This is a genomic window from Janthinobacterium sp. FW305-129 (assembly GCF_020858115.1).
Taxonomy (GTDB): Bacteria; Pseudomonadota; Gammaproteobacteria; order Burkholderiales; family Burkholderiaceae_D; genus Janthinobacterium.
This window is the reverse complement of record NZ_JACYMM010000003.1, coordinates 497,313-511,060: the sequence shown is the minus strand read 5'-3', so window position 1 is coordinate 511,060 and position 13,748 is coordinate 497,313. Positions and strand designations below refer to the sequence as shown.

The following is a 13,748-nucleotide window of genomic DNA, read 5'->3' as shown; positions in this document are numbered from 1 at the left end:
CGGTGCGGCTTGCACGTCATGGCAAATTGATACTGATGCCGCACGATAGAAAAGTCCAGCGGATTCGCATGGCGCATGCAAAAGCCCGCCTGGCTGCGGGCAGCGAGGCGGGCTTGTCATGCGGCAAGGTCGTGTTTAGTCGGCCTTGATCGCTTCCACCTGGATGGCCAGCTTGACTTCCGGCGAGAACGCCGGTATGCCGTAGTTCAGGCCAAAGTCGCTGCGCTTGAATTCCGCGCTGGCATCGGCGCCGCACACTTCACGCTTGTAGCGCGGGTGCATGATGCACTTGAACTTGCTCACGTTCAATTTGACGGGCTTAGTCACGCCCAGCAGGGTCAGTTCGCCATCGACTTCCACCAATTGATCGCCGTTGAACTTGAACGATGTGCTCTTGTAGGTGATTGCCGGGAATTTCTCGACGTTGAACATGTCCGCTTTTTTCGCGTGCGTGTTCATGGCGTCCAGGCCGAAATCGATCGAATCGGCATCGATCACCAGGTCCAGGCTGCCCGTCTTGGCGGCACGGTCCAGGGTGACGGTACCCTTGGTCTTGTTGAACTTGCCGCGCCACACGGACATGCCCATGTGATCGGCTTCGAAGCTGGGGAAGGTGTGCGTCGGGTCGAGGTTGTAGGTGTCGGTAGCGGCCATGGCCGAACCCGCGCCGGCGGCTGCCAGCACGGCGATCATCAAATGCTTGAATGTCATGAATATCCTAAGGTTGAACAAGGGGTGTGGCGATTACTGAGCAGAAACATGAAACTTAATCGTGACCTCGTCGGCAACCATGCTCGTGTCTTTCCACTCGCCTTCGCCGATGTTGTAGGTCAGGCGCTTGATCGGCAGGGCGCCGTCAAACGCGTATTTGCCGCCATCGGCCTTCACCGTCAGGGGGAAAGTCACGTCCGTGGTCTTGCCTTTGATGCTCAGCTTGCCGCTGACCGTCAGCTTGCCCGCGCCGGCGGCCTTGATGCTGCTCGAGACAAAGGTGGCTTTCGGGAATTGGGCCGAGTTGAACCATTCTTTCTTGGCCACTTCCTTGTTGTATTCCGGATCGCCGATATCGATGCTGGCCGTTTCGATTTCCACCGACGCCTTCGAAGCGTCCGGCGTGGCCGGGTTGTAATCGATGGCGATATTGAATTTCTTGAATTTCGCTTCCACGGGCACGTTCATCTGCTTGAACACGGCCGACACGCTGGTCTTGGCGGGATCGACTTTCAGCAGGGTGGCGGCGGTGGCGGCCACGGACAGGCCCAGCAGGGAAGCGAGGACGATGCGTTGGGTGGTTTTCATCTTGTTTTTTCCTGTGTTTCAGTGAGCAAGGGGAGGACGTTATGGCAGCATGCGTTTCAGCACGCCGTCACGGTCGATGAACTGGTGTTTCAGCGCCGCCAGCACATGGGCGGCCACGGCGGCGGCCATCGTCATGTTCAGAACATAATGAATTTCTTTTAAGAGCGGCTTAAGTTCCGGGTTCGGCGCCATGATCACGGGCAACTGGAACAGGCCCAGGTAGACCACCGGCACGCCGGCGGCCAGGGTGTACAGGTAGCCGGAGATGGGCACGGCGAAGATCAGGATGTACAGCAGCACGTGCATGGCGTCGGCCGCCTTCTTTTGCCAGGCAACCATGCTGGCCGGATGCGGCGGCGGTACGTTGGCCTTGCGCCACAGCAAACGGATGGCGGCGATGGCCAGCACGGTCACGCCCAGCCATTTATGCCAGGAGAAATATTTGAGTTTGGTGGGCGTCAGGCCGGGAATGTCCGTCATGACCAGGCCCATGACAAAGGCGCTGATGATCAGCAGGGCGGTCAGCCAGTGCAGGATGATGGCGGTGGTGGTGTAGCGTTGCATCGGCGGCTTTCTTGAATGTAGTACGTGTTAGGACTAATTCGGCCTAATATACCAAAGAAAAGCAAATTGCGCTGCGTGCTGCAGATTCTACAAGAAAGCGTGCGGGAAAAACCGCGGGGCGGGCAGCATTTGTGTGCTGGCCGCCCCGCGGGAGTGGATCTGCTTGATCCAGGTACAGATTGTGGCTTAGATTGCCTTGGCCAATTGCGCCGCGATACCGATGTAGTTGCCCGGCGTCATGGTCAGCAGCACGTCCTTGGCATCCTGCGGAATGGCCAGGCCGTTGACGAAGGTTTGCAGCGCTTCTTTCGAGATGCCCTTGCCGCGCGTCAATTCTTTCAGTTGCTCGTACGGGTTTTCGATGCCATAGCGGCGCATCACGGTTTGTACGGGTTCGGCCAGTACTTCCCAGGTGGCGTCCAGGTCTTGCGCCAGGCGCGCGTGGTTCACTTCCAGCTTGTTCAGGCCGCGCAGGCAGCTGTCATAGGCCAGCAAGGTGTAACCGAGGCCCACGCCGATGTTGCGCAGCACGGTCGAATCCGTCAAATCGCGCTGCATGCGCGAGACGGGCAGTTTTTCCGACAAATGTTTCAGTACGGCATTGGCCAGGCCCAGGTTGCCTTCCGAGTTCTCGAAGTCGATCGGGTTGACCTTGTGCGGCATGGTCGACGAGCCGATTTCGCCCGCTTTCAGTTTTTGCTTGAAGTAGCCCAGCGAGACATACGTCCAGATGTCGCGGTTCAGGTCCAGCAGGATCGTGTTGGCGCGCGCGAAGGCGTCGAACAGCTCGGCCATGTAGTCGTGCGGTTCGATCTGGATGGTGTACGGGTTGAAGACCAGGCCCAGGCGCTGCTCGATGACGGCCTGCGAGAATGCGGGCCAGTCGAAGCCGGGGTAGGCCGACAGGTGGGCGTTGTAGTTGCCGACGGCGCCATTCATCTTGCCGAGGATTTCCACTTGTTCGATGCGTTTCACGGCGCGCTGCAGGCGGGCCACGACGTTGGCGAATTCTTTGCCCAGGGTGGTCGGGCTGGCCGTCTGGCCGTGCGTGCGCGACAGCATCGGCACGTCGGCATTGTCGTGCGCGATCTGCGTCAGCCTGGTCACCAAGCCTTGCAGGGCCGGCAGCATCACGCCGTCGCGGGCCGCTTTCAGCATCATGCCGTGCGAAGTGTTGTTGATGTCTTCCGAGGTGCAGGCGAAATGGATGAATTCCGACGCCGCCACCAGTTCCGGCACGTCCGCCACTTGTTCCTTCAGCCAGTACTCGACCGCCTTGACGTCATGGTTGGTGACCGCTTCGATGGCCTTGATGCGGGCCGCGTCGGCTTCCGAGAAATCGGCCGCCATCTTGTCGAGCAGGGCGCTCGCTTCTGCCGAGAACGGCTTGATTTCGGCGAAACCGGCTTGCGACAGCGCTTGCAGCCAGGAGATTTCCACTTTCACGCGGTGGTGCATGAAACCGGCTTCGGACAGGATCGGGCGCAGCAGATCGGTCTTGCTGGCGTAGCGGCCATCGAGCGGAGACAGGGCCGACAGCGTGGAATACGGAGTAGTAGAAGTCATGAGAGCGGACGCAAGTTAAAGAAACGGTTGGCGTGTGGCGCGCGGGGAGGGCAGGGCTATTGCAATACAGCAACACTGACGGCGCCACAGTAAAGGGCGATTTTACCACCGCTGGCCGCTGGCCAGCCGTCCGTCGGGCTCCGGCGCACCGCAATCCGGCCGAATCCGGCCCCGATGCGGCATGCCTGCCACACTGCGGGGAGCGCCGGGCGCGCGCTGCCAAAAGGCGGCGGCCGCCGATGCTATACTGCTTGCTGCTCCTTTACCTTAAAGTACCTATGAAACTGATCGGTTCCCTCGCCAGCCCGTATGTCCGCAAAGCCCGTATCGTGCTGGCGGAAAAAAAGCTCGACTATGTCTTCGAGCTGGAAAACGTGTGGGTGCCGGAAACCCGCATCGCCCAGGCCAATCCCCTGGGCAAGGTGCCCTGCCTGGTGATGGAGGATGGCAGCACGCTCATCGATTCGAAAGTCATCGTCGAATACCTCGACACGCTCACGCCCGTCTGCAAGCTGCTGCCGGCCGGCGGCAATGGCCGCGAACGGGCCGACATCAAGAACTGGGAAGCGCTGGCCGACGGCATCCTCGACGCGGGCGTGCTGGTGCGCCTGGAGCGCACGCAGCGTCCGCCCGAGCAGCAAAGCGCTGCCTGGATCGCGCGCCAGCTCGACAAAATCACGCTGGGCCTGGCGGCGCTCGAGGCGCGCCTGGGCGAGAGCGCCTATTGCGCCGGCAAGAATTACACGCTGGCCGACGTGGCCGTGGGGTGTACCCTGGGCTGGCTCAGCTTCCGCTTCCCGGAAATCGACTGGCGCGCCGATCACCCGGCGCTGGCGCGCCTGTTCGACAAACTGTCCGAGCGGCAATCGTTCAAGGACACCGTGCCGCAGTAAAGGCCCGGACGAAAAAAAACCGGCTGTTGCCGGTTTTTTTGCGCCTGACGAAGGAAATTACTCCTCAATCGCCATCTGGCTTTGCAGGTAGTTCTGGATGCCGACCTTGGCGATTAGGTCGATCTGCGTTTCCAGCCAGTCGATATGCTCTTCCGTGTCTTCCAGGATCATCAGGAACAGATCGCGCGAGACGTAGTCGCCCGCTTTTTCGCTGATGGCGATGCCTTCCTTGACGGTGGCGTGCGCGGCGCGTTCCAGCTTCAAGTCGCATTCCAGCATTTCCGGCGTGTTCTCGCCGATCAGCAGCTTGTGCAGCGCTTGCAGGTTGGGCAGGCCGTCGAGCATCAGGATGCGGTCGATCAGCTTGTCGGCGTGTTTCATTTCGCCGATCGATTCTTCGTATTCCTTCTTGCCCAGCTTTTCCAGGCCCCAGTGCTTGTACATGCGCGCATGCAGGAAGTACTGGTTGATGGCCGACAGTTCGTTGGTGAGCTGTGCGTTGAGCATGCGGATGACTTCTTTATCGCCCTTCATGGGAATTCCTTTGTTCTGTGTCGCGTTCGATGATGAAACCGCAGGCTGCTGGCGTTCACTGCCGGGTGGCGCAGGGCTGCCTGGTGGCGCGCAGGTTGCCGGTTTCGCTATGCCCGCATGATAGCGCAAAATAGGGGCGGTTTCGGGCGCTAAACGGCATTTTTCCGTCTTTTTAACGTAAATATCGTGCGAATAAAACCCATTCTCAAATGGATTGCCCTATTTTTCCGTTTTTTATTTGTTAAGGAAAATGAAGGCCATTCTCATTCGCGTTCATGCGGTCTTTCATGCAGGTTCAGCGGACTTGGGGTGTCGCGTGGAAACGGCGCAAAATGTTTGCGCCATTCTTGCTTTTACGTATTCTTTGCCGCTGATGGCGATGCGATAATCACCGGGAAATTCACTACAAAGGATAGCAAGATGATGCTGCATATACCCGGCGTGCTGACGCCGGAACAGGTGACGCAGTTTCGCCAGCGCCTGGCGCAGACGGACTGGGTCGACGGGCGCGCCAGCGTCGGCGCGCAAGGGGCGCAAGTCAAGCGCAACCGCCAGCTGGCCGAAGGTTCGCCGCTGGCGCTGGAGCTGGGCGAAATCGTCAGCCGCGCGCTGATGGCCAACCCGCTGTTCTTTGCCGCCGTGCTGCCGCTGCGCATCCTGCCGCCCTTCTTCAACAGCTATGCGGGCGGCGAGCACTATGGCCTGCACATCGACGGCGCCATCCGCACGCCGAAGAACGGCATGCAGTCGATGCGCGCCGACGTCTCCTCGACCGTGTTCCTCAGCGAGCCGGACGAATACGAGGGCGGCGAACTGGTGGTGGTCGACGCGTATGGCACGCATGAAGTGAAACTGCCGGCCGGCGACGTGATCGTGTATCCGTCGAGCAGCGTGCATCAGGTGCTGCCCGTCACCAGCGGCGAGCGCATCTGCTCCTTCCTGTGGACGCAAAGCATGGTGCGCGAGGACTGGAAGCGCAGCATGCTGTTTGAGCTCGATCAAAACATCCAGAGCGTGCGCGGCGAACACGGCGATTCGCCGGCCACCGTGGGCTTGACGGGGCATTATCACAATCTGCTGCGGATGTGGGCGGAGATGTAACGCGAAACGCGCATGGCGGCGTTGCTTAGGCTCGCCGTACATTCGTACTGTCTTCGCCGTCGCGCCTTGCCCTGTGCGCTTCGCGGTGCAGTCGCGCAAATGCGCGGGCAAAAAAAAGTCTGCCTGGCCCGGGGATGTAGGCTGGCAGACTGAAACAAGCAGTTGCTTGACTGGTACAGAAAACAGGGCGTAAAAAAGCAAGCAGGGCACGGTGTGCGGTGCTTGCGGGCTGGCAGCGGCGCCGTGGCCGCCGGAAGGCTAGCTCAGTTGGAAGGTCAGGGGGACGAGCACGTAGACCGGGACGGGCTTGCCGTTTTCGATCATCGGCTTGAACAGCGCGCGCTGCGCGGCCTGGCGGCCCGCTTCATCGAGGTTGCCGTAGCCGGTGGATTTGTGGATCAGGATTTGCTCCGGCAAGCCCTTTTCATTGATCAGGATGCGCAGCACCACGGTGCCGCTTTCGCCCAGGCGGCGCGACAGGTTCGGGTAGATCAGCTGCGGCGCCTTGATGTATTCGACGCTGCTGACGGTGCGCGGCGCGGACGGGGCCGGTGGCGTCGGCGACGGTGCCGCTGGCGCCGTCGGCGCGGCGGTGGCCACGGGGGCCGCTTCGGCGCGCGTCGGCTGCGGCGGCGTGATCGTCGGCTCGCTCGGCGCCACGGCGATCAGCGGCAGCGGCGGGATGACGGCGCGCGGCACGGGGGCGCTCAATTCCACGGTTTTCGGTACGGACGGCGCCGGCGGTTTCGGTGGCGCGGGCGGGGCGATGATGCTGATGGTGGTGATGGTCGGCATGGCCGCCGTGACGACGCGGCTCAGCAGGCCGCTCTGGATGGCGTAAAAGCCGGCGATGTGCAGGACGACGATGGCCATCAGCGGCGCGAATTTGTTGCGCTTCTTGTCGAAGTCGGCAAATTGCGGCACGGCCTGCACCGTTACGGGCGGGGGCATCATCGTCATGGCGTTATCGCTTTCTTTAGTTTGTCAGTACAGCTCGCATCAATACGGTTTCTTGCAGCACTGCCGTGGCGTTCAGGTGATCGTTCAGCACTTCCCGCGCGCAGGTGTGGCATTTGCCGCAGCAGGTGGCCACGCCCAGGTCGCGGCGCAGTTCGGCCATGCTGGACAGGCCAAGATCGACGGCTTGACGGATTTCACGATCAGATATGTTGTTGCAGACACATACAATCATTGATACACCTTCTGGCTGGAGGATGAACAGACACTAGTGCTGGAAAGCATTGTTGCTAGTGTTTTAATGAGAATCATTATCATTACGTTTCATTGTCGCGCAAAGCGGGGGACAATGCAAGCGATTTTGATCAAGTGTGTGGCAGTTGGCGGCCTGGCGCCGCAGCTTGACCGGCCGTGTTCCCGCATGACGCAGCCCTTGATGGGGGCGGCTCTCCGGGCTAAATAAAAACTATTCGCATTCATGTTTATAATGCTGGTATTGTCTCGGACGGCCGCCGTCTGGACACATTGAAAGGCCGCTTGTCGGTAATGCGCAACAGTTGCGTTTTACCTCACAAACCTGGGACCAGTGCAAGGCGCCGCGCGCCGTGGCCTGTATCAGGTGTTCTTAATTTGAACGGAATTTGCTCATGACTCTAGTTCCACCCCTGATGACGCTCGATGCGCTGGCAGTCGGCCAGAGCGGCACGGTGTTGCATATCACGCCCCACGCGGCCGGACAGACGGAGGACGGCGTCGACCTGGCCCGCCGCCTGATGGAGCTGGGCTTCGTTCCTGGTGAACATATCCGCATGCTCAAGCGCGGCATGCCCGGCGGCGATCCGCTGGCCATCAAGGTCGGCAATGCCACGTTCGCACTGCGCCGCTTCGAAGCGGCGCTGATCACGATTCAACCGCTGCTTCAACCGGAATAACCATGGGTGCTGTCGAAACTATTGTCGATGCGGGTGTGCACAAGCCGCCGCATCAGCCACAAATTGCCTTGCTGGGCAATCCGAACTGCGGCAAGACCGCCCTGTTCAACCGGTTGACGGGCGCGCGCCAGAAAGTGGCGAACTACGCCGGCGTGACCATCGAGCGCAAGGAAGGCCATTTCACTTCGCCCGCCGGCAAACCCGTGCGCGTGCTCGACCTGCCGGGCGCTTACAGCCTGTCGGCCACCACGCCCGATGAAGCCATCACGCGCGACGTGGTGGGCGGCCTGCGCCGCGGCGACCCGCGTCCGGACGCCATCATCTGCGTCGTCGACGCCACCAATTTGCGCCTGAATCTGCGCCTGGTGCTGGAAGTCCAGCGCCTGGGCCTGCCCATGCTGCTGGCGCTGAACATGACGGACGTGGCGCGCAAGCGCGGCATGCTGATCGACACGGGCAAGCTGTCGCAGGAACTGGGCATGCCCGTGGTGGAAACCGTGGCGGTGCAGCACGACGGCGAAAAAGCCTTGCTGAACGCCATCGACGCCATGCTGCCGCTGCCGGCCGTGGAAGCGAAACCGCTGGCGGCCATCGATGCCGTCAGCGTCGAAGAAACGCAGCGCGAAGTGCGCCGCATCCTCGCTGCCGTCAGCAACGACACGGGCGACAGCGGCAACCTGACGGAAAAGATCGATGACGTGGTGCTGCACCCCGTCTTCGGCCCCATCATCCTGGCCGTGCTGATGTTCCTGATCTTCCAGGCCGTGTTTGCCTGGGCCGCCACGCCGATGGAAATGATCACCGATGGCGTGGGCCACCTGGGCGCCCTGCTGACGGCGAACATGCCCGACGGCCACCTGAAAAGCCTGCTGGTCGAAGGCATCATCGGCGGCGTCGGCAGCGTGCTGGTATTCCTGCCGCAAATTCTGATCCTGTTCTTCTTCATCCTGAGCCTGGAAGACTGCGGCTACCTGCCGCGCGCGGCCTTTTTGCTGGACCGCCTGATGGGCGGCGTGGGACTGTCCGGCCGCGCCTTCATCCCGCTGCTGTCGAGCTTTGCCTGCGCCATTCCCGGCGTGATGGCGGCGCGCACCATCCAGAACCCGCGCGACCGCCTCGTCACCATCATGATTGCGCCGCTGATGACGTGTTCGGCGCGCCTGCCCGTGTACGCGCTGATCATCGCCGCCTTCATTCCCGAGCGCCAGGTATGGGGCTACCTGAGCCTGCAAGGCCTGGTGCTGTTCGTACTGTACTTCGCCGGCATCATCTCGGCCATGGCCGTGGCCTGGGTCATGAAGCGCAGCATGGGCGTGCGCGGCAACCAGCCGCTGCTGCTGGAATTGCCTGCCTACCACTGGCCGCATTTGCGCAACCTGGCCGTCAGCCTGTGGGAGCGCGCGAAGATCTTCCTGACGCGCGTCGGCACCATCATCCTGAGCCTGATGATCATCCTGTGGTTCCTCAGCACCTTCCCCGGCGCGCCGGACAACGCGATTCACCCGCCCATCTACTACAGCCTGGCCGGCATCCTGGGCCGCGGCCTGGAAGTGATCTTCGCGCCTATCGGTTTCAACTGGCAGATCTGCATCGCGCTGGTGCCGGGCATGGCGGCGCGCGAAGTGGCCGTGGGCGCCCTGGGCACCGTGTATGCGCTGTCGCAAACGGGCGACGCGCTGGCGTCCACGCTGGAACCGCTGATCGCCCATTCGTGGTCGCTGGCCACTGCGTTGTCGCTGCTGGCCTGGTACGTGTTCGCGCCGCAGTGCCTGTCGACCCTCTCGGTGGTGAAACGCGAGACGGGCGGCTGGCGCTATCCGCTGCTGATGGCCGGCTATATGTTCGCGCTGGCGTATGCCGCCTCGTTCATCACGTACCGTCTCGCCCTGATGCTGGGCGCTTAGGAGAAAACCATGTGGCAAACCCTTATCGTCGCCCTGATCGTCGCCGCCGCGCTGCTGCATTTTTCGACCAAGTACCTGCCGGCGGGCGTGCGCCGCGCCATCGTGCGCGGCCTGGTGCGCTGCGGCCTCGACGAGGCGAAGATGTCGGTGCTGTTCAAGGTGGCGCCCGGTTGCGGCAGCGGCTGCGGTTCCTGCGGCTCTTGCGACAGCCCGCCGCCGCCGTCCGCCACGCCGCCGGCCGACGGCAGCAGCAAGCGCGTGATCCTGATGCAGGTACAGCGCCAGGATTGATGTACGTCTGGTCACGGGCGCGCCCGTGGGCTACACTGGGCTTTCCGCATGGCAAGGAGTGGCAATGGCGATACTGTTGATCTTCATGTTTCTGTTTGCCGTCGCCACCTGGCTGCTGGCCAGCCGGCGCGGCCGCCACGGGGGACTCTGGTTCGGCATCGGCCTGTTCCTCGGGCCGTTTGCCTTGCTGGCGGTGGCGGCCCTGCCGCCCGTGCCAGCAGTTCAGCGGCCCTGAACGTAAAAAAACCCGCTGCTGCGGGTTTTTTTTCGCCGGTACTGCGCCTACGCCTTGCCGGCCAGCTTGTCGACGACCGGCACCAGCGCGGCCGGGCGGCAGCCGAAGGCGGCCAGGCGGCCTTGCGCCTTGGGCGCCAGATCCAGGTCGTAGGGCAAACGGCCCGCCACCAGCCACAGTTTATCGTGCGGCAGGGCCTCGACCAGGCGGCGCTGGCCGTCGACGAACATGGCGTTATACGTTTGCAGCACGATCTGTTGCGCGCCTTGCGCAAAATCAATGGCGGCAGCCACTTCCTCGTCCAGCGCCTCGGCCGACAAGGCGTACTCGCGCACGTCCAGGCCCGCTTCGAGCAGCGCCGGCAGCATCGAGCTGCGTGCTTCCTTGTTGCGGCCCAGCGCCACTTCGTCGATTTCGCTGCGCGAGCGCACTTCCACCGTCAGCAGGGTCACGGGCAGGCTGGCGTCGAGCGGGCGGTAGTCGCCCTGCACGCGCAGCGCCGCCTTTTGCAGCAGCTGCGACAGGGCCATGGCGGCCGGCTGCATCAGCGCCGGCGGGGCGACGGGACGTTCGCGCCAGTCGCGCACGGCGCGGTTGCGCTTGAGTTCCGCCACGCGGGCAAGCGCCGCGTCGATGCGGGAGAGCGCGATGTCGCCGCGCTCCACGGCGGCGAGGACGGCGTCGATGGCCGCCGTCTGCTGCGCTTCGCGGTGCGAGATGAGGACGATGTCGGCGCCCGCCTGCAAGGTGGCGATGGCGCCCTGGGCGATGCCGATGCCGTCGGCGATGGCCGCCATTTCCAGGCAATCCGTGATGACCACGCCTTTGTATTGCATTTCACCGCGCAGCAGGTCCGTCAGCACGCCTTTCGATAGCGTCGCCGGCACGCTGGTGTCGGCCTCGAAGGCGGGAAAGACCACGTGCGCCGTCATGATGGCGTCCACGCCGCCGGCAATCGCCGCGCGGAAGGGCGCCAGTTCCACGGCGCGCAGGCGTTCCTTGTCGTGCGGGACCAGGGCCATGGCGTAATGCGTGTCGATGGCCGTGTCGCCGTGGCCGGGGAAGTGCTTGGCGGTGACGGCCATGCCGCTGGCGCGCTGGCCGCGCATGGCCGCCATGCCGTAGTCGATGACGGTGGCGGCATCCTCGCCATACGCGCGCACGCCGATGACGGGGTTGTTGCGGTTGTTGTTCACATCCAGCACGGGCGCGAGCAGCATATTGATGCCGATCTGGCGCATTTCATCGCCGCTGATCTGGTTCATGCGTTCGCAGTCGTCGATGGAGCCGGCCGCCTGGAAGGCCATCGCCGCGGGAATCGGCGTGACGCCCTGCTCGATGCGCATCACCATGCCGCCTTCCTGGTCGATCGAGATCAAGAGCGGGATGTCGGACACTTCCGCGTTGATCTCCTGCAGTTCGCGGCACAGGGCCGACACTTGCGCGGGCGTATGCACGTTGCGGCGGAACAGGATCACGCCGCCCACCTTCTTGTTGCGTATCAAGGTCTTGATATGCTCGTCCGCCTGCAGGGCGTCGAAGCCCACCATGAACAACTGTCCTATTTTCTCGCGCAAACCCTGCTCCATGCTGCAACTCCTCCGGTATTGATTGTGACGACGGCATACGTATTCTGGCACCGTGGTGGCGCGTCGAGGCGGTCACCGGAAAAGCTGCCTTGGTTTTGTACTTGTTTTGGTATTGTATTGGATTTGGGTTTTTGCGCAAGTGGTTATTAAGTGGTATTGCTCCGCTTGCGCAAACACTGTCTCAATCGAGGCGCTGGAACGAGGCCGATTGCGCCTTGGGCCAGTACAGGCCGAATACGGGCGGCAGCTGCGGCAGCTGGCTCGGGTCGAGCAGCTGGCCCGCTTCCAGGAAGGGCAGCAGGGCCGAGGCCAGTTTGACCTGGTTCGGCGAGATGCGCCGCACCAGGTGGTGCGGGCGCAGCTCCTGCGGATGCGCCAGGCCGGCGGCGGCGATCAGTTCGGCCAGCGCCTTCATGGTGTTCTGGTGGAAGTGCGCCACGCGGGCGATCTTGTCGGATACCACCAGCGCGCGCTGGCGCTGCGGGTCTTGCGTGGCCACGCCCGTGGGGCAGCGGTCCGTGTGGCAGCTTTGCGACTGGATGCAGCCCAGCGCAAACATGAAGCCGCGCGCCGAATTGCACCAGTCGGCGCCCAGCGCCAGCAGGCGGGCGATGTCGAAGGCCGTGATGATCTTGCCCGAGCAGCCAATCTTGATCCTGTCTCGCAGGTTGGCGCCCACCAGGGTGTTATGCACGAGCACCAGCGCTTCCTGCAGCGGCGTGCCCACGTGGTCCGTAAATTCCAGGGGCGCCGCGCCCGTGCCGCCTTCGCTGCCGTCGACGACGATGAAGTCGGGCGTGATGCCCGTTTCGAGCATGGCTTTCACGATGGCGAAGAATTCCCACGGGTGGCCGATGGCCAGCTTGAAGCCCGTCGGCTTGCCGCCGGAGAGCGTGCGCAGGCGGTCGATGAAGTGCAGCATTTCCAGTGGCGTGGAAAAGGCGCTGTGCGCCGCCGGCGAGACGCAATCCTCGCCCACCATCACGCCGCGCGTGGTGGCGATCTCGATCGTCACTTTCGGGCCGGGCAGCACGCCGCCGTGGCCCGGCTTGGCGCCCTGCGACATTTTCAGCTCGATCATTTTCACTTGCTCCGAGCTGGCGTTGGCGATGAAGCGCTCTTCCGAAAACGTGCCGTCCTGGTTGCGGCAGCCGAAGTAGCCGGAGCCGATTTCCCATACCAGGTCGCCGCCGTTTTCGCGGTGGTAGGGGCTGATGCTGCCTTCGCCCGTATCGTGCATGAAGCCGCCGCTGCGCGCGCCGCCGTTCAGGGCCAGGATGGCGTTGGCGGACAGGGCGCCAAAGCTCATCGCCGAGATATTGAAGACGCTGGCCGAATACGGTTTATGGCGCGGGCAGTCCGGGTGGTTGCCGATCTCGATGCGGAAGTCGTGTCCCGTGACCTTGGCGGGGGCGATGGAATGGTTGATCCATTCGTAGCCGGCCTGGTACACGTCGAGCTGGGTGCCGAACGGGCGCTTGTCCGTCTGCTCCTTGGCGCGCTGGTAGACGATGCTGCGCTGGCTGCGCGAAAACGGCGTCGCCTCGCTGTCGCTTTCCAGAAAATACTGGCGGATTTCGGGGCGGATGCTCTCAAAAAAGAAGCGGAAATGGGCGAGGATGGGGTAATTGCGGCGCAGGGCGCGCTTCGTTTGCAGCAGGTCGCTGATGCCGACCAGGGTCAGGGCACCGGCCAGCACGGGCAGCCAGTAGTGATCGTAGTAAAACAGGGACAGGACAAAGATGGCTGCCGTCGCAATGAAGGTCAGGTAGCGAAATGGTACTAGGTGCATGGGCACTCCGGGGAAGTCAGACTGATAACTGATGAGTCTACCTTCGATTCACGGAACGTGCTGGTGGGAAAGAACGCGGCGCCCGGAAGCG

15 protein-coding genes are annotated in these 13,748 nt (G+C 62.7%); 6 read left to right on the top strand and 9 right to left on the bottom strand.

The genetic code is table 11. The features are described from left to right. Positions 1-135 precede the first annotated feature (135 nt). From IGS61_RS08685 to purB, 4 genes are all read right to left on the bottom strand, one after another. Positions 136-711: a YceI family protein gene (locus IGS61_RS08685; protein ID WP_230539204.1), complete on the bottom strand. Its 576-nt coding sequence runs from the start codon at positions 709-711 to the stop codon at positions 136-138. A 33-nt stretch (positions 712-744) separates the two neighbouring features. After that, positions 745-1,299: a YceI family protein gene (locus IGS61_RS08680; RefSeq protein ID WP_230539203.1), complete on the bottom strand. Its 555-nt coding sequence runs from the start codon at positions 1,297-1,299 to the stop codon at positions 745-747. A 39-nt stretch (positions 1,300-1,338) separates the two neighbouring features. Beyond that, positions 1,339-1,863, bottom strand: coding sequence for a cytochrome b (locus tag IGS61_RS08675; RefSeq protein ID WP_070311507.1), 525 nt, complete (start codon positions 1,861-1,863; stop codon positions 1,339-1,341). A 186-nt stretch (positions 1,864-2,049) separates the two neighbouring features. Further along, a complete protein-coding gene (gene purB / locus IGS61_RS08670; protein WP_141170977.1) occupies positions 2,050-3,429 on the bottom strand; it encodes an adenylosuccinate lyase in 1,380 nt (459 codons plus the stop codon). A 278-nt stretch (positions 3,430-3,707) separates the two neighbouring features. Between purB and IGS61_RS08665 the strand changes: the two genes are divergently transcribed. Continuing rightward, the gene (locus tag IGS61_RS08665; protein ID WP_152254807.1) at positions 3,708-4,322 is read left to right on the top strand and encodes a glutathione S-transferase N-terminal domain-containing protein; all 615 of its coding nucleotides are present in this window, start codon (positions 3,708-3,710) and stop codon (positions 4,320-4,322) included. 57 nt (positions 4,323-4,379) lie between these two features. On the opposite strand, the gene bfr is transcribed toward IGS61_RS08665, so the two are convergent. After that, positions 4,380-4,856, bottom strand: a complete 477-nt coding sequence (gene bfr / locus IGS61_RS08660; RefSeq protein ID WP_034745609.1) for a bacterioferritin — start codon at positions 4,854-4,856, stop codon at positions 4,380-4,382. Between the two features lie 420 nt (positions 4,857-5,276). Here bfr and IGS61_RS08655 point away from each other — a divergent pair, with 420 nt between their 5' ends. Then, positions 5,277-5,957: a Fe2+-dependent dioxygenase gene (locus IGS61_RS08655; protein WP_071321708.1), complete on the top strand. Its 681-nt coding sequence runs from the start codon at positions 5,277-5,279 to the stop codon at positions 5,955-5,957. 258 nt (positions 5,958-6,215) lie between these two features. On the opposite strand, the gene IGS61_RS08650 is transcribed toward IGS61_RS08655, so the two are convergent. Both IGS61_RS08650 and IGS61_RS08645 read right to left on the bottom strand, forming a co-directional pair. Further along, complete coding sequence (locus IGS61_RS08650; protein ID WP_230539202.1) at positions 6,216-6,917, bottom strand: energy transducer TonB; 702 nt, start codon at positions 6,915-6,917, stop codon at positions 6,216-6,218. A 16-nt stretch (positions 6,918-6,933) separates the two neighbouring features. Beyond that, a complete protein-coding gene (locus IGS61_RS08645) occupies positions 6,934-7,149 on the bottom strand; it encodes a (2Fe-2S)-binding protein (protein WP_086144695.1) in 216 nt (71 codons plus the stop codon). Between the two features lie 412 nt (positions 7,150-7,561). Between IGS61_RS08645 and IGS61_RS08640 the strand changes: the two genes are divergently transcribed. The 4 genes from IGS61_RS08640 to IGS61_RS08625 all read left to right on the top strand — a co-directional run bounded on the left by IGS61_RS08640 (position 7,562) and on the right by IGS61_RS08625 (position 10,276). Continuing rightward, positions 7,562-7,846: a FeoA family protein gene (locus tag IGS61_RS08640; protein WP_230539201.1), complete on the top strand. Its 285-nt coding sequence runs from the start codon at positions 7,562-7,564 to the stop codon at positions 7,844-7,846. 2 nt (positions 7,847-7,848) lie between these two features. Further along, entirely contained in the window at positions 7,849-9,750 is a 1,902-nt protein-coding gene (gene feoB / locus IGS61_RS08635) for a ferrous iron transporter B (RefSeq protein WP_230539200.1), read from the top strand. A gap of 9 nt (positions 9,751-9,759) precedes the next feature. Further along, on the top strand, positions 9,760-10,041 hold the full coding sequence (locus tag IGS61_RS08630) for a hypothetical protein (protein WP_230539199.1): 282 nt from the start codon (positions 9,760-9,762) through the stop codon (positions 10,039-10,041). A gap of 64 nt (positions 10,042-10,105) precedes the next feature. Beyond that, positions 10,106-10,276, top strand: a complete 171-nt coding sequence (locus IGS61_RS08625; RefSeq protein WP_230539198.1) for a hypothetical protein — start codon at positions 10,106-10,108, stop codon at positions 10,274-10,276. Positions 10,277-10,323: 47 nt separating this feature from the next. On the opposite strand, the gene nagZ is transcribed toward IGS61_RS08625, so the two are convergent. Together nagZ and IGS61_RS08615 are read right to left on the bottom strand one after the other, a co-directional pair. Then, entirely contained in the window at positions 10,324-11,865 is a 1,542-nt protein-coding gene (gene nagZ / locus IGS61_RS08620) for a beta-N-acetylhexosaminidase (RefSeq protein WP_230539197.1), read from the bottom strand. Between the two features lie 181 nt (positions 11,866-12,046). Beyond that, positions 12,047-13,657 carry an FMN-binding glutamate synthase family protein gene (locus IGS61_RS08615; protein WP_230539196.1) on the bottom strand — a complete coding sequence of 537 codons (1,611 nt, stop codon included), beginning with the start codon at positions 13,655-13,657 and terminating at the stop codon, positions 12,047-12,049. Positions 13,658-13,748 lie beyond the last annotated feature (91 nt).

Bases quoted from the DNA above. Each gene is read 5' to 3' on its own strand.
- IGS61_RS08685 (WP_230539204.1), bottom strand. From the start codon at position 711: ATGACATTCAAGCATTTGATGATCGCCGTGCTGGCAGCCGCCGGCGCG.
- IGS61_RS08680 (WP_230539203.1), bottom strand. From the start codon at position 1,299: ATGAAAACCACCCAACGCATCGTCCTCGCTTCCCTGCTGGGCCTGTCC.
- IGS61_RS08625 (WP_230539198.1), top strand. From the start codon at position 10,106: ATGGCGATACTGTTGATCTTCATGTTTCTGTTTGCCGTCGCCACCTGG.
- IGS61_RS08675 (WP_070311507.1), bottom strand. From the start codon at position 1,863: ATGCAACGCTACACCACCACCGCCATCATCCTGCACTGGCTGACCGCC.
- IGS61_RS08630 (WP_230539199.1), top strand. From the start codon at position 9,760: ATGTGGCAAACCCTTATCGTCGCCCTGATCGTCGCCGCCGCGCTGCTG.
- bfr (WP_034745609.1), bottom strand. From the start codon at position 4,856: ATGAAGGGCGATAAAGAAGTCATCCGCATGCTCAACGCACAGCTCACC.
- IGS61_RS08665 (WP_152254807.1), top strand. From the start codon at position 3,708: ATGAAACTGATCGGTTCCCTCGCCAGCCCGTATGTCCGCAAAGCCCGT.
- nagZ (WP_230539197.1), bottom strand. From the start codon at position 11,865: ATGGAGCAGGGTTTGCGCGAGAAAATAGGACAGTTGTTCATGGTGGGC.
- purB (WP_141170977.1), bottom strand. From the start codon at position 3,429: ATGACTTCTACTACTCCGTATTCCACGCTGTCGGCCCTGTCTCCGCTC.
- IGS61_RS08645 (WP_086144695.1), bottom strand. From the start codon at position 7,149: ATGATTGTATGTGTCTGCAACAACATATCTGATCGTGAAATCCGTCAA.
- IGS61_RS08655 (WP_071321708.1), top strand. From the start codon at position 5,277: ATGATGCTGCATATACCCGGCGTGCTGACGCCGGAACAGGTGACGCAG.
- IGS61_RS08640 (WP_230539201.1), top strand. From the start codon at position 7,562: ATGACTCTAGTTCCACCCCTGATGACGCTCGATGCGCTGGCAGTCGGC.
- feoB (WP_230539200.1), top strand. From the start codon at position 7,849: ATGGGTGCTGTCGAAACTATTGTCGATGCGGGTGTGCACAAGCCGCCG.
- IGS61_RS08615 (WP_230539196.1), bottom strand. From the start codon at position 13,657: ATGCACCTAGTACCATTTCGCTACCTGACCTTCATTGCGACGGCAGCC.
- IGS61_RS08650 (WP_230539202.1), bottom strand. From the start codon at position 6,917: ATGACGATGATGCCCCCGCCCGTAACGGTGCAGGCCGTGCCGCAATTT.